This window comes from Blautia sp. Sow4_E7 (assembly GCF_052116245.1).
GTDB lineage: Bacteria > Bacillota > Clostridia > Lachnospirales > Lachnospiraceae > Blautia_A.
This window is the reverse complement of sequence record NZ_JBQKLL010000056.1, coordinates 1-14,378: the sequence shown is the minus strand read 5'-3', so window position 1 is coordinate 14,378 and position 14,378 is coordinate 1. Positions and strand designations below refer to the sequence as shown.

The 14,378-nt window shown below is 44.2% G+C and carries 12 protein-coding genes and 1 tRNA gene; all 13 read left to right on the top strand.

Annotated elements, in window-relative coordinates:
- The first annotated feature begins 148 nt into the window (after nucleotides 1-148).
- Nucleotides 149-343, top strand: coding sequence for a hypothetical protein (locus ACTQ50_RS18045; RefSeq protein ID WP_441485336.1), 195 nt, complete (start codon nucleotides 149-151; stop codon nucleotides 341-343).
- Between the two features lie 533 nt (nucleotides 344-876).
- Nucleotides 877-1,098 carry a helix-turn-helix domain-containing protein gene (locus tag ACTQ50_RS18040; protein WP_441485335.1) on the top strand — a complete coding sequence of 74 codons (222 nt, stop codon included), beginning with the start codon at nucleotides 877-879 and terminating at the stop codon, nucleotides 1,096-1,098.
- A 471-nt stretch (nucleotides 1,099-1,569) separates the two neighbouring features.
- Entirely contained in the window at nucleotides 1,570-3,168 is a 1,599-nt protein-coding gene (locus ACTQ50_RS18035; RefSeq protein WP_441485334.1) for an aminotransferase class I/II-fold pyridoxal phosphate-dependent enzyme, read from the top strand.
- 19 nt (nucleotides 3,169-3,187) lie between these two features.
- Nucleotides 3,188-3,772: a guanylate kinase gene (locus ACTQ50_RS18030; RefSeq protein WP_441485333.1), complete on the top strand. Its 585-nt coding sequence runs from the start codon at nucleotides 3,188-3,190 to the stop codon at nucleotides 3,770-3,772.
- 309 nt (nucleotides 3,773-4,081) lie between these two features.
- On the top strand, nucleotides 4,082-5,071 hold the full coding sequence (gene holB / locus ACTQ50_RS18025; protein WP_441485332.1) for a DNA polymerase III subunit delta': 990 nt from the start codon (nucleotides 4,082-4,084) through the stop codon (nucleotides 5,069-5,071).
- Between the two features lies 1 nt (nucleotide 5,072).
- Nucleotides 5,073-5,972, top strand: coding sequence for a PSP1 domain-containing protein (locus ACTQ50_RS18020; protein ID WP_441485331.1), 900 nt, complete (start codon nucleotides 5,073-5,075; stop codon nucleotides 5,970-5,972).
- Nucleotides 5,965-6,705: a tRNA1(Val) (adenine(37)-N6)-methyltransferase gene (locus tag ACTQ50_RS18015; protein ID WP_441485330.1), complete on the top strand. Its 741-nt coding sequence runs from the start codon at nucleotides 5,965-5,967 to the stop codon at nucleotides 6,703-6,705. Before ACTQ50_RS18020 ends, ACTQ50_RS18015 begins: the two co-directional genes overlap by 8 nt.
- A 21-nt stretch (nucleotides 6,706-6,726) precedes the next feature.
- Entirely contained in the window at nucleotides 6,727-7,572 is an 846-nt protein-coding gene (rsmI, locus tag ACTQ50_RS18010; protein ID WP_441485329.1) for a 16S rRNA (cytidine(1402)-2'-O)-methyltransferase, read from the top strand.
- 255 nt (nucleotides 7,573-7,827) lie between these two features.
- The gene (gene gyrB, locus ACTQ50_RS18005; protein ID WP_441485328.1) at nucleotides 7,828-9,750 is read left to right on the top strand and encodes a DNA topoisomerase (ATP-hydrolyzing) subunit B; all 1,923 of its coding nucleotides are present in this window, start codon (nucleotides 7,828-7,830) and stop codon (nucleotides 9,748-9,750) included.
- A 15-nt stretch (nucleotides 9,751-9,765) separates the two neighbouring features.
- The gene (gene gyrA, locus ACTQ50_RS18000) at nucleotides 9,766-12,318 is read left to right on the top strand and encodes a DNA gyrase subunit A (RefSeq protein WP_441485327.1); all 2,553 of its coding nucleotides are present in this window, start codon (nucleotides 9,766-9,768) and stop codon (nucleotides 12,316-12,318) included.
- Between the two features lie 17 nt (nucleotides 12,319-12,335).
- Nucleotides 12,336-12,899 (top strand): hypothetical protein, encoded by a 564-nt coding sequence (locus ACTQ50_RS17995; RefSeq protein ID WP_441485326.1) that lies wholly within the window; start codon nucleotides 12,336-12,338, stop codon nucleotides 12,897-12,899.
- A gap of 107 nt (nucleotides 12,900-13,006) precedes the next feature.
- The gene (locus tag ACTQ50_RS17990) at nucleotides 13,007-13,723 is read left to right on the top strand and encodes a lysophospholipid acyltransferase family protein (RefSeq protein ID WP_441485325.1); all 717 of its coding nucleotides are present in this window, start codon (nucleotides 13,007-13,009) and stop codon (nucleotides 13,721-13,723) included.
- Nucleotides 13,724-13,891: 168 nt separating this feature from the next.
- Nucleotides 13,892-13,979: transfer RNA gene (locus ACTQ50_RS17985), tRNA-Ser, on the top strand.
- The last annotated feature ends 399 nt before the right edge of the window (nucleotides 13,980-14,378 follow it).

Below are 14,378 nucleotides of genomic sequence, written 5' to 3'. Positions count from 1 at the left end.
GTGAAAAACTCCAATCTATCAAAAATCGCATGTGAATTATAGTGAATTACTCCAACTCGCAAAGGGCTGGGGTAATTTTATATCTGACCGCATTATTATTTGGCGGTTACAAAAAATATTAGAAATGTAACGGAAGGAGACAAGTTAAATGGCAGAAATTAATTATCCGGATAAATATAAAAACAAATTGTTTCTTACGGTAAAAGATATGATGGAAATCTTTGGGATTGGAGAAAATCTGGCATATCAGTATTTGAAGGAAGCACCTTTTAGAACGGAAAGGGTCGGATCAAAGATTATGATTTTTTCCAATTCATTCTGGGCATGGTACAACATGCTGTAAGCAGATGAATATTAACGATTGGGAAGCTGAGAATGCTTCCCATTTTTTGAATAGAGAATACAGCTTTTGAAATGGCTGCAACTTTATTTTAATCAAGTCGGTAATGATAAGGATAATTATTTCTGATCTCCACAAAAAGGAGATCCAGACCTCTACAGAAAATAGTCCAGACCTCCACAGAAAAGAGATCTAGATCTCCACAAAATAGAGGTCTAGACCTCCACGAAAACACACTAATAATACTAATAATAACAAGACTGATAGGAATAAGACAGATTTATCTATTATAGCGATTCTGCCTCTGTGCATGACACATTTCTTATCCGGAATGAAATAAAGGCAACGCTTTTTGCATTCGGAGACCGCATATAATGGGCTCTGTGGGCGCTATTTTTATATAGGTGGTACCATTGTCCATGAACTCAAAAATGGAAGGGAAAAGCGTTACCTTTTTAAGGAATAATATTTCAAAATGACTATTGATGCAATGCATAACATATGATAAGCTATTATTGATAGAGGTGGTTATAATCATGGATGTTCAGAAGGAAGTAAAGTCACTTAGAGAAAGTATGAATATGAACAGAAGAGAATTCTGTGAATATTTTGATATCCCGTATCGTACAGTAACTGATTGGGAGTCTGGAAAAAGATCCATGCCAGACTACGTTTTCCGGCTCATGGAATACAAGGCAAGAGCTGAAAAAATGCTTGTAAAAGATCCGGATCGGGAGCCGGTACAGCGCTGCGACTAATGCTCTGGTAAAGTGCAAAGTGGGGTGTTCTTCGGAAAGTATAGTATCCTCATTTGTACTTGAAAAAGAGTAATAATACAGATGCTTGCGGAGCACTTTCTGAAAAACGTGAAATTTGATGAAAATTCTGGTAGTTTTTAAAAACTACTGCAAAAACTACCAAAGAACATACCAAAACAAAAAAGGTTAAAGATTCGATTAAAAAAAAAAAAAGGAAAAAAGCGGAATTCTTCCCATAAATAAAGGGTTTTTCCAAGGAAAAACGTGGTAAAAAGAGGGATTCCGGGGTGGTCCAAACGGGCTACAGATTTAAGGTGTGACAGGGTTACCAGTGAACCGTAATGGGGAATTACTGGTTACAGAATAACTGCTGTGAATGGATATTATTTTGCTTAAATATTGTTGGAATATTATTGCAGAGCAGACGCTACAGAAACCATATGACAGAGATTCGGATGAATGAGAGGTAAAATGGAAAGATTATATAAAGAATTGGAGAACTACGGCAAATCTGATTTTTATCCTTTTCACATGCCTGGACATAAGCGCAACAAAGCATGTGTGGAGGGGGATTTTCCCATTGAACGTGATATTACGGAGATTGATGGATTTGATGATCTGCACCACTCCGAGGGGATTTTACTTGAGGCACAGAATGCTTTATCCAGAATGTACGGCACCAGGAAAAGCTTTTTCAGTGTGAACGGAAGCACAGCCGGGCTTCTCACCGCTATTTCTGCATCTGTGAAAAAAGGCGGTCAGATCCTGGTGGCAAGAAACTGTCACAAGGCGGTTTACCACGCTATTTATCTGCGGGAGCTGGTTCCCACATACATTTATCCACAATCTGACAACGATTTGGGGATAAACGGCTCTATTTCCGTGTCTCGTGTGGAAAGATGTCTGGAAGAGAATCCGAAAATCGAAGCTGTTCTGATTACCTCACCAACCTATGACGGTGTAGTCTCAGATGTGCGTAAGATTGCAGAGACCGCTCACCGCCACGGGATTCCGCTGATCGTGGATGAGGCACATGGAGCTCATTTCAGATTTTCGAATTACTTTCCTGTTTCAGCAGCAGATCTTGGTGCGGATGTGGTAATCCAGAGTTTTCACAAGACATTGCCGGCTATGACGCAGACTGCTGTACTTCATCTGTGCAGCAACCGGGTAAGTGAGAAGCTGATCCACAGATTTCTGGGAATTTACGAGACCAGCAGCCCATCTTATATTCTCATGTCCAGTCTGGATGCCTGCGTAGCGAAGCTGGAGAAGGAGAGCGGACGTCTGTTTGATGAATTTACAGAGAATCTGGAAACCGCCCGTAGACAGCTTGGCAAGTGTAAATATATTCGTCTGGTTCCTGCACCTGGAGAGGATTTTTACGAAGAAAATGATACAGCTGGTACGGAAGCATTCGATTATGACCGCTCGAAGCTGATCCTGTCCACGCTGCACAGCAGCTTAAATGGGCCTGGACTTGCTAAGATCCTTCGGGAAAACTATCATCTGGAAGTTGAGATGACTACGGAAAACTATGTGCTTGCACTGGCAGCAGTAGGAGACACAAGGGAAGGTTTCCAGAGACTTTGCAAAGCCATAGAAGAAATTGACAGACAGGAAGCTGTGCAGGCAGAGAAAAATAAAGACATAACAGCTGAAATACCCGTTGAGAATTTAGAAGATGCAGCAGAGCTGGAAAATCAGAACTGCGTTAAATGTAATACGAATGATTGTGAAGGTTGTGACAAAAAAGATAACCGCAGTGGTGACCTGCGAAACGGAAAATCTACCTGTAAGTGCGGTCCTATGAAGCAGCTCATGTCTATTTCCCAGGCAATGGATGCCCCCGCCCAGCTTTGCCTTCTGGAAGAAAGTGTAGGCAAGATCGCCGCAGAATTTGTATATATTTATCCGCCGGGAATTCCCATTATAGTGCCCGGCGAACAGATCACTGGACTTTTTACAAGGAATGTGAGAAGATACATGGAGCAGGGCCTGAACCTTCACGGTCTTTGCGGAGAGAAGAACGAAACAATAAGCGTAGTAAAGGAGCAGGCAGAGGATTAATCCCCCTGCCTGATACATTATGGGAAAAATATTTTACATTATGGGAAAAAGTGCGTCCGGCAAGGACCACATTTATGCCAGGCTTGCGGCACATGAAGAGCTCCACCTGAAAAAGCTGGTTCTCTATACCACCCGCCCCATCCGGGCAGAGGAAGAGAACGGCAAACAATACTATTTCGTAGATGATAAGAAGCTGGAGGAGTTTCGCAGCCGCGGCAATCTGATCGAGGAAAGAGCTTACCATACGGTGCATGGAATCTGGACTTATTTTACAGCAGATGATGGTCAGGTGGATCTGGAAGAATCTGATTATCTGGGAATCGGTACTTTGGAATCTTATGTGAAAATGAGAGAATACTATGGGAAAGAGGCAGTCTGCCCGGTTTACATTGAGGTGGAGGATGGAGAGCGCCTTGCAAGAGCCCTGAAAAGAGAGTGCAGCCAGGAAATCCCCCGTTACGAGGAAATGTGCCGGAGATTTCTTGCAGACCAGGAGGACTTTTCCGAAGAGAAAATTGCTGCTGCGGGAATTACGAGAAGGTTTCAGAATGTTGATTTAGAGGAATGTGTGGAGGAAATTGCGGGATATATCAGACAATCGTAAAATGCAAAGCATATGCGGTCGGCGCTGTGAAGGCGCCATAGCCGCGGAATAGCTGACTTTCATATATGGTGATGTCGCTGGCAGGCGACAGATCCGTTTAGCGGATAAGAAAATGAATATATAGCATTGTACACACATTCTTAATCAGGTTTTCAGAATAAATTCACAAAAAACTATAGCATGATTTTGTCGTACATGATAGAATTAAGAGGAATACATTTAGAGCGTATTCGTACAAAATAAGCTGTAGAGGAGGCCGCGGACAGCAGCCTTTGACAATAGCGAAAATGATAGGGTGAGGTGATTCCGATGTTAGGGTTTAACGACATTATAGGACATGAAGAGATAATCAGACATTTGAAGAATGCCATACAGACGGAGAAAGTGTCCCATTCGTATATTTTTACAGGTGACCCTGGTTCTGGAAAGAAACTGCTGGCAGGAACTTATGCCATGACATTACAGTGCGAAGAAGGCGGTACAGAGCCTTGTGGACATTGTGATTCCTGTAAGAAGGCAATCGGCAAGAATCACCCGGATATCATTATGGTAACCCATGAGAAGCCAAATGTGATTACAATTGACGAGATCAGGGAACAGGTTATCAATGATGTGGATATCAAGCCATACTGCAGCCCATATAAGATCTATATTGTGGCAAATGCAGAGCTGATGAATCCCCAGGCGCAGAATGCTCTTCTGAAAACCATTGAAGAGCCGCCGGAATATGCAGTTATCATGCTTCTTACAAGCAATATCGACTCTCTGCTGCCTACCATCCGTTCCAGATGTGTACGTCTGGATCTGAAAGTAGTAGACGACGGTCTGGTGAAGAAATATCTGATGGAGCACCTTCACGTACCGGATTATCAGGCAGAGATCGACGCTTCCTTTGCGCATGGCAGTATCGGCAGAGCAAAACAGGCAGCGACTTCCCAGGATTTTGCAGACATGACACAGAATGCCCTCCGTATTCTGAAGAATGCAGACGGTATGGAAGTATATGAGCTTACAGAGGCGATCAAAGAGCTTTCCAATGACAAGCAGAACATCAGCGATTATCTGGACCTTTTCCAGTTCTGGTTCCGTGATGTATTGATGTTTAAGGCTACACGGGAAGTTGATAATCTTGTGTTCAAACAGGAAATAAATTATATAAGGGAACAGGCAAGCCAGCGTTCCTACGAGAATATGGAGAAGATTCTGGATGCACTGGAGAAGACCAAGGTACGTCTTCGCGCCAATGTAAATACAGAACTTGCTCTTGAGCTTCTGTTCCTTACGATCAGGGAGAAATAGAATGGCAAAAGTAGTAGGCGTAAGATTTCGGAATGTAGGTAAGATCTATTACTTCAATCCGAAGAAATATAAAGTAAAACCGGGCGATCATGTGATCGTGGAAACCGCCCGTGGTGTGGAGTATGGAAAGGTGGTGCTTGCACCTAAGGAAGTAGCCGACGATCAGGTAGTACATCCTCTGAAGGAAGTGCTTCGCGTGGCTACCCAGGATGACGACGACAGAGAGAAGTATAACAGAGAGCGTGAGAAGGATGCTTTCAAGATCTGCCAGAAGAAGATCCGCGAGCATGGGCTTGAGATGAAGCTGATCGATGCAGAGTATACTTTTGATAATAATAAAGTGCTGTTTTACTTTACCGCAGACGGCAGGATCGATTTCCGTCAGCTGGTAAAGGATCTGGCATCTATTTTCAAAACAAGGATCGAGCTTCGCCAGATCGGTGTAAGAGATGAGACCAAGATTCTTGGAGGAATTGGTATCTGCGGCAGATGCCTCTGCTGCCATACCTATCTTTCCGAGTTTGCACCAGTATCTATCCGTATGGCTAAGGAGCAGAATCTTTCTCTGAACCAGACCAAGATTTCCGGCGTATGCGGAAGACTGATGTGCTGTCTGAAGAACGAGCAGGAGACCTACGAGGAGCTGAACCGCAGACTTCCGGGAATCGGTGATACAGTAACCACTCCAGATGGAATCCAGGGCAATGTACAGAGTGTAAATGTACTTCGCCAGCTGGTAAAGGTAGTGGTAGAGATCGGTGACGAGAAGGAAATCCAGGAATTCCCTGTAGGAGAACTGAAATTCCGTTCCAAGAAAAAGAAAGTCAAGGTTTCCGAACAGGAATTAAAGGAACTGCAGGATCTGGAAGATAAAAAGGGAGATTCCAAATTAAATGATTAATGATCTTGTGAAGGAGAACGAACGGGTAGATGACCTGCAGAATGGATATTACATTATTCAGGATCCCCAGAAATTCTGCTTCGGTATGGACGCTGTTCTTTTGTCTGGATTTGCCAGGGTGAAGAAAGGAGAAAAGGTTCTGGATATGGGAACCGGAACCGGTATTATTCCGGTACTCCTTGCCTCAAAGACTCAAGGAGAGCATTTCACAGGTCTGGAGATCCAGGAAGAATGTGCCGAAATGGCAGGAAGAAGTGTAAAGTACAATAACCTGGAGGACAGGGTCAGTATCAGACAAGGTGATATTAAGGAGGCTGTCAGCATTTTCGGGGCAGCTTCTTTTCATGTTGTCACATGCAATCCGCCTTACATGATCGGGCAGCATGGACTGACCAATCCGCACATGCCAAAGGCCATTGCCAGACATGAGATCCTCTGTACACTGGAGGATGTGGTAAGCCAGGCGTCGAAGCTTCTTGGAGACAGAGGCCGTTTTTACATGGTGCACAGACCGTTCAGACTGACAGAAATTATGAATGTTCTGACGAAATATAAGCTGGAGCCTAAGCGCATGCAGCTTGTTTACCCATACATTGACCGGGAGCCTAATATGGTGCTGATAGAGGCTCTGAAAGGCGGAAATTCCCGTATCACCGTGGAAAGACCGCTGATCGTGTACGAGAAGCCGGGCGTTTATACCAAGGAGATTCTGGAAATGTATGATATGGTGTAGATTGCAGAAGGGAGAAAAATCATGAGTGGTAAATTATATTTATGTGCCACACCAATCGGAAACCTGGAGGATATTACGCTTCGCGTGCTCCGTGTTCTGAAAGAAGTGGACCTGATCGCTGCGGAAGACACCCGCAACAGCATCAAGCTTCTCAATCATTTTGACATCAAAACCCCCATGACCAGCTACCATGAGTACAATAAAGTGGAGAAAGCCTACACCCTCATTGAGAAAATGCAGGCAGGACTGAATGTGGCACTGATCACAGATGCGGGAACGCCTGGAATTTCTGATCCAGGGGAAGTACTGGCTGCCATGTGTTACGATGCCGGAATCGAAGTAACTTCTCTTCCAGGCCCGGCAGCATGTATCACAGCCCTTACCCTGTCCGGACTTTCCACCCGCAGATTTGCATTCGAGGCCTTTTTGCCCCCGGATAAAAAAGAGCGGAAAGCCATTCTGGAAGAGTTAAAAAACGAAACCCGCACCATCATTCTTTACGAGGCACCCCATCACCTGGTTGGTACCCTGCAGGAGTTGTACCAGGCTCTTGGAAATCGCAGGATGACACTTTGCCGCGAGCTTACCAAGAAGCACGAGACTGCATTTCGGACCACTATAGAAGATCTGATCGCTTTTTACAAGGATCAGAAGCCCCTTGGGGAATGTGTTCTGGTAATCGAGGGAAGAAGCCGAAAGGAAATGGAGCAGGAGTCACAGGAATCCTGGAAGGACATTTCCATTGAGGAACATATGGCGATTTATGAGAACCAGGGAATCGCGCGCAAAGAGGCAATGAAGATGGTTGCAAAGGACCGCGGCGTGACAAAAAGAGATATTTACCAGGCGCTTTTGGTGCAAAAATAGAGAAAAAACAGTTCTGGCAGGTGTTATTCCTGATAAGCAGACAAACAGGGTGGGATAAGGCGTATTTTTGACGGATATTCGTTGAAAATACGCCGTTTTTTTTACATCTGGAAATGGCTTTTGACTGGCAAAAACGGGGATTTTGTGCTATAATAAATTTGTATTTTTATGCGCAAAAACAGGAACAAGATCCGGCAGCAGAAAAGAGCCGTAAGTTCCTGTGAGTTTTAAATAGATCATAACAGGAGGAATATCATGGGCGAAACAAATACGGAATACGGAGCGGACCAAATCCAGATTCTGGAGGGCCTGGAAGCCGTACGTAAGAGACCGGGTATGTACATTGGAAGTACATCCAGCCGCGGTCTTCATCATCTTGTATACGAGATCGTGGACAATGCCGTAGATGAGGCACTGGCCGGTTATTGTACAGAAATAAATGTGGCAATCAATCCTGATAACTCCATCACAGTTGTAGATAACGGACGAGGCATCCCGGTAGGAATCAATCATAAAGCTGGTATCCCGGCTGTTGAGGTAGTATTTACCATTCTTCATGCAGGCGGTAAATTCGGCGGTGGAGGATACAAGGTATCCGGTGGTCTTCACGGTGTAGGTGCGTCAGTTGTTAACGCACTGTCTGAGTGGCTTGAAGTATCAATCTGCAGAGATGGAAAGAGATATGAGCAGCGCTACGAGCGCGGTAAGACAATGTACCCGCTACGCGAGGTGGGAGAATGCGGTGACGCCACAGGAACTACCGTTACCTTCCTTCCAGATAAGCAGATCTTCGAGGAGACCGTATACGATTACGATATCCTGAAACAGCGTCTCCGTGAGATGGCATTCCTTACCAAAGGACTGAAGATCATTCTTGTAGACAAGCGAGAGGGCATGGAGCGGGAGAAGACCTTCCACTACGAAGGTGGTATCCGCGAGTTCGTAACTTATCTGAACAGAAGTAAAGAGGCTCTTTATCCGGAGATCATTTACTGTGAGGGCGAGAAGGACGGTGTGGCTGTTGAGGTAGCCATGCAGCATAATGACTCTTACACAGAGAATACTTACGGATTTGTAAATAATATCAACACCCCTGAGGGCGGTACCCATATCACCGGCTTCAGAAACGCCATTACAAACACATTTAACGATTACGCCAGAAAGAATAAGCTTCTCAAGGACAGCGAGCCAAACCTTTCCGGTGATGACATCCGAGAGGGTCTGACAGCCATTGTCAGCGTTAAGATCGGCAATCCCCAGTTTGAAGGCCAGACCAAGCAGAAACTTGGCAACAGCGAGGCCAGAGGCGCTGTAGACAGCGTTGTAAGCAAACAGCTAGAGATTTTCCTGGAACAGAACCCTGCTGTAGCCAAGGCAACCGTAGAGAAGTCTGTACTTGCCCAGAGAGCCAGAGAAGCAGCACGTAAGGCCAGAGACCTTACCAGAAGAAAGTCTGCTCTGGACAGCATGTCCCTTCCTGGCAAGCTTGCGGACTGCTCAGATAAGAATCCGGAGAACTGCGAGATCTACATCGTAGAGGGAGATTCTGCGGGTGGTTCTGCGAAGACAGCCCGTAATCGTGCTACACAGGCGATCCTTCCTCTTCGTGGAAAGATCCTGAATGTAGAGAAGGCACGTCTGGACAAGATTTATGCAAACAAAGAAATCAAGGCTATGATTACTGCATTTGGTACTGGTATCCATGACGACTTTGATATTTCCAAGCTGAGATATCACAAGATCATCATCATGACTGATGCCGATGTTGATGGTGCCCACATTGCCACACTGCTGCTTACTTTCCTGTACAGATTTATGCCGGAACTGATCAAGCAGGGCTATGTATATCTGGCACAGCCGCCTCTTTACAAGATCGAGAAGAACAAGAAGGTATGGTACGCTTATGATGACGATGAGCTGAACGCCATCCTTACAGAAATAGGACGAGACTCCAACAATAAGATCCAGCGTTACAAAGGTCTGGGAGAGATGGATGCAGAGCAGCTTTGGGAGACTACCATGGATCCTGAGAAGCGTATCCTTCTCCGTGTTACAATGGACGAGGCTGCGACCTCCGAAATTGACCTTGTATTTACCACACTTATGGGTGACAAGGTAGAACCACGACGCGAATTTATCGAAGAGAACGCACGCTTTGTAAAGAATCTGGATATCTAGGGGAGATAGAACAATATGGATGACAAGATTTTTGACCAGGTCCATGAGGTGGATCTGGAGAAAACCATGAAAGAATCTTACATCGAATATGCCATGAGCGTTATTGCCTCAAGAGCACTTCCAGATGTAAGAGATGGTTTGAAACCGGTACAGCGAAGAGTGCTGTACTCTATGATCGAATTGAACAACGGTCCGGATAAGCCACATCGTAAATGTGCCCGTATCGTTGGTGATACCATGGGTAAATATCATCCTCATGGTGACAGCTCTATTTATGGAGCACTTGTAAATATGGCGCAGGACTGGTCTTTCCGCTATCCGCTTGTTGACGGACATGGAAACTTCGGTTCTGTGGACGGCGACGGCGCAGCTGCTATGCGATACACAGAGGCCCGCCTGAGCAAAATTTCCATGGAGATGCTTGCCGACATTAACAAAGATACTGTAGACTTCCAGCCGAACTTTGATGAGACAGAAAGAGAGCCGAAGGTGCTCCCATCTCGTTTCCCGAACCTTCTGGTAAATGGTACTACAGGTATTGCCGTTGGTATGGCTACCAATATTCCGCCTCACAATCTTCGTGAGGTTATTAATGCTGTTGTAAAAATCATTGACAATACCATCGAGGAGCAGCGTGAGACTACCATCGAAGAGCTTCTTGATGTTGTAAAAGGCCCGGATTTCCCTACAGGAGCCACGATCCTTGGAAGAAGGGGAATTGAGGAGGCATACCGCACAGGCCGCGGCAAGATCCGCGTGCGTGCAGTATCCAATATTGAGACCTTACCAAATGGAAAATCCCGTATTATCGTTACCGAGCTTCCATACCTGGTAAATAAAGCCCGTCTGATCGAGAAAATCGCAGAGCTTGTCCGTGACAAAAAGATTGACGGAATCACAGACCTGAACGACCATTCCAGCCGTGAGGGAATGCGCATTTGTATTGATCTGCGTAAAGATGCCAATGCAAATGTTGTGCTGAATCAGCTGTACAAGCATACCCAGCTGCAGGATACTTTTGGCGTGATCATGCTTTGCGTAGTACCGCAGGGTGACAGCCTTGTTCCGAAGGTACTGAATCTGAAGGAACTTCTGGAGCATTACCTGGCTCATCAGGAAGATGTTGTTACCAGAAGAACCAAATACGATCTGAATAAAGCACAGGAACGTGCTCACATTTTGGAAGGTCTGTTAAAGGCCCTGGATAACATCGATGAAGTTATCCGGATCATTCGTGCTGCCCGCAATGTTCAGATTGCGAAGCAGGAATTGATGGACAGATTTGAGCTGACAGATGTGCAGGCTCAGGCCATTGTAGATATGCGTCTGAGAGCTCTCACCGGTTTGGAAAGAGAGAAGCTGGAAGCAGAATATGCAGAATTAGAGGAGAAGATCCGAAAATTCCTGGCAATTCTTGCAGACAGAAATCTCCTTCTTCGTGTTGTAAGGGAAGAGATTCTTGCAATCGCTGACAAATATGGTGATGAGAGAAGAACTGCCATTGGATATGACGTATATGATCTTTCCACAGAAGATCTGATTCCAAGGGAAAATACGGTCATCACTATGACAAAGCTTGGCTATATCAAGAGAATGACGGTAGATAATTTCCGCAGCCAGAACAGAGGCGGACGTGGAATCAAGGGAATGCAGACCATTGATGATGATTACATCGAAGAGCTGCTGATGACCACTACCCATCATTATCTGATGTTCTTTACCAATACAGGACGTGTATACAGGCTGAAAGCATACGAGATCCCGGAGGCAGGAAGAACTGCAAGAGGTACGGCAATTGTAAACCTTCTGCAGCTTATGCCAGGGGAGTGTATCACAGCTGTTATTCCTATGCGTAAATTCGAAGAAGGCAAATATCTGGTTATGGCAACCAAGAACGGCCTTGTGAAGAAGACACCGATGGAAGAATACGCCAACGTACGTAAGACTGGTCTTGTAGCGATCACACTCCGTGATGACGATGAGCTGATCGAAGTAAAAGCTACAGACGATACCAAGGATATTATGCTGGTAACCAAAGACGGTATGTGCATCCGCTTCAAGGAAACTGATGTAAGAAGTACTGGAAGAAGCTCTATGGGTGTACGTGGTATGAACCTTGATCCGGGTGATGAAGTGGTAGCAATGCAGCTGAACTCTCAGGGAGATTATCTGCTTGTAGTATCTGAGAATGGTATGGGTAAACGTACTGCCATGAGCGAGTTTACCTGCCAGAACCGTGGCGGTAAAGGCGTGAAGTGCTACAAGATCACAGAGAAGACCGGCAATGTAATTGGCGCTAAGGCTGTGAATGAAGAAAACGAGATCATGATGATCACCACAGAGGGAATCATCATCCGTATCACCTGTGCAGGAATTTCCATTCTTGGAAGGATCACTTCCGGAGTGAAGCTGATCAATCTGGATGAAGGTGTTACTGTGGCAAGCGTTGCCAAAGTGCGCGAAAAGGTAGAGGAAACCCCTGCAGAAGGCAGCAGTGAGGAAACAACTGAAGAAGCAGAAGAGGTTTTTGCAGAAGAAGACTCACAGGATACAGATGAAGAAGAATAAAAGGAATCTGTAAAGAGATGGAAAAGAAAAAAAGAATATGGATCCTGGGCATTGCACTGGCACTTGTGCTGGTGATGTCCGGATGCGGCGTAAATCATAAGTCTCCGGAGGGAGTAGTGGAAGCTCTCATAAAAAATTATGTGAGCGGAAGCGAGAAAAAGGTGAAGCAGTGTTATTCCCAGAATGGTAATAAGGACACCAATGAGCTTCTTCAGAGCGAAATTGACGCTACCTTAAAGTATTTTGAAGCTCATAAGCCAACCAAGGTGAAGATTGAAGGAAGCGACAAGCTTTCCGAAAATGGAAATTATACTTATGTATACATTACCTATAACCTGGTATTGGAAAATGAGCAGGAATATCCTTGCGTTGGAACCTATATGGTGGAGAAAAAAGATAATAAATACTATGTAATGCCGCCATCTGATATTACAGATGAACTGAGAGATCAGGCGGCCACAGATTATGCCAAGTTTATGACTACAGATACTTACAAGAGTTATACAAAGGCATACAATGTATTTATAAAAAAGAATCCGGGATATGAAGAAAAAATTGCGAATAAGCTGAACGCAGAGTAAAAGAGGAGGCTGCTGCAGGATATTTGAATCTTGCAGCGGCCTTTTGCCATTATGGTGATATTGCCGATAGGCGACATGTCCGTTTTAGAAGTGAAAGGAGCTTGAAGATGAAAAGAATTATTGTAATGGTATTAAAGAATATTTTGTTTGTACCATATTACTGGATCATGTTGAACTGGTATGCTGCACATGTGGATAAATACACGGAAGAACAACGTTATGCCATGTTGAAAAAAATTGATCATGCAGCCAATCGAGGGGGGAATCTCCATATAGATGCCCATGGAGTAGAAAATATACCTTCACAAAATGGGTTTATGTTTTATCCCAATCATCAGGGGTTGTATGATGTTTTAGCCATAATGGAGGTGTGTCCGGTACCTTTTTCTGTAGTAGCGAAGAAAGAAGTTGGAAATGTTCCATTTTTAAAACAGGTTTTTGCATGCATGAAGGCATTTCTTATTGATAGAGAAGATATCAAACAGTCTATGCAGGTGATCATCAATGTGACCAAGGAAGTAAAGGCTGGAAGAAACTATCTTATTTTTGCGGAAGGAACCAGAAGTAAGAATGGAAATCATCCGCAGGAATTTAAGGGCGGAAGCTTTAAAGCGGCTATGAAAGCAAAATGCCCGATCGTACCTGTTGCATTAATCGATTCTTATAAAGCGTTCGATACTGGCTCAGCGAAGAAGTTGGATGTTCAGGTGCATTTCTTAAAACCAATGGAATACGAAGAATATAAAGATATGAAATCAACTGAGATTGCAGCAGAGGTAAAACGCAGAATTGAAGAGACAATTCAGGCAAATGAAAAACACTGAAAGGCCTTCCTGTCAGCCGAAAAAAGCACACTGAATAAAATTGGTGAAAAAATAAAAAAAATTAGAAAAAAGCTGTTGACAAGAAGTAACCTTTTAAGTATAATAACAAATGCGCTATGAAAAACGCGCAACTCCACAATTTAACATTGGTTAAGTAGTTCGGAGACTGGAGAAGTACTCAAGAGGCCGAAGAGGTGCCCCTGCTAAGGGTATAGGTCGCTAACGCGGCGCGAGGGTTCAAATCCCTCCTTCTCCGTTTTTAATTTTTATAGATTTTAGAAAATCTATAAAAATTAAAAAAAGTAGTTGACAAAGCTTCCTACTTATGATAAAGTAGAAAAGTCGTCAACAAAGACAAAAACTTCATCGAAAAAAGTTTTGAAAAAACTTAAAAAAGTTCTTGACAAACGAAAAGAGATGAGGTAAAATAAACAAGCTGTCGCAAAGAGCTGACAGCGAAACAACCTTGATAACTAAACAGTGAAACACATACGATTCTCGAAAATTCTTAACGAATCATCATTCAAAAGAATGAACTTTTTATAACAGTAATGACGAGAGATAACTAAGCTAGTTGGTTGTCTTGAGTACATCAAACACTTTATCAGAGAGTTTGATCCTGGCTCAGGATGAACGCTGGCGGCGTGCTTAACAC

Bases quoted from the DNA above. Each gene is read 5' to 3' on its own strand.
- ACTQ50_RS18045 (WP_441485336.1), top strand. From the start codon at position 149: ATGGCAGAAATTAATTATCCGGATAAATATAAAAACAAATTGTTTCTT.
- ACTQ50_RS18040 (WP_441485335.1), top strand. From the start codon at position 877: ATGGATGTTCAGAAGGAAGTAAAGTCACTTAGAGAAAGTATGAATATG.
- ACTQ50_RS18035 (WP_441485334.1), top strand. From the start codon at position 1,570: ATGGAAAGATTATATAAAGAATTGGAGAACTACGGCAAATCTGATTTT.
- ACTQ50_RS18030 (WP_441485333.1), top strand. From the start codon at position 3,188: ATGGGAAAAATATTTTACATTATGGGAAAAAGTGCGTCCGGCAAGGAC.
- holB (WP_441485332.1), top strand. From the start codon at position 4,082: ATGTTAGGGTTTAACGACATTATAGGACATGAAGAGATAATCAGACAT.
- ACTQ50_RS18020 (WP_441485331.1), top strand. From the start codon at position 5,073: ATGGCAAAAGTAGTAGGCGTAAGATTTCGGAATGTAGGTAAGATCTAT.
- ACTQ50_RS18015 (WP_441485330.1), top strand. From the start codon at position 5,965: ATGATTAATGATCTTGTGAAGGAGAACGAACGGGTAGATGACCTGCAG.
- rsmI (WP_441485329.1), top strand. From the start codon at position 6,727: ATGAGTGGTAAATTATATTTATGTGCCACACCAATCGGAAACCTGGAG.
- gyrB (WP_441485328.1), top strand. From the start codon at position 7,828: ATGGGCGAAACAAATACGGAATACGGAGCGGACCAAATCCAGATTCTG.
- gyrA (WP_441485327.1), top strand. From the start codon at position 9,766: ATGGATGACAAGATTTTTGACCAGGTCCATGAGGTGGATCTGGAGAAA.
- ACTQ50_RS17995 (WP_441485326.1), top strand. From the start codon at position 12,336: ATGGAAAAGAAAAAAAGAATATGGATCCTGGGCATTGCACTGGCACTT.
- ACTQ50_RS17990 (WP_441485325.1), top strand. From the start codon at position 13,007: ATGAAAAGAATTATTGTAATGGTATTAAAGAATATTTTGTTTGTACCA.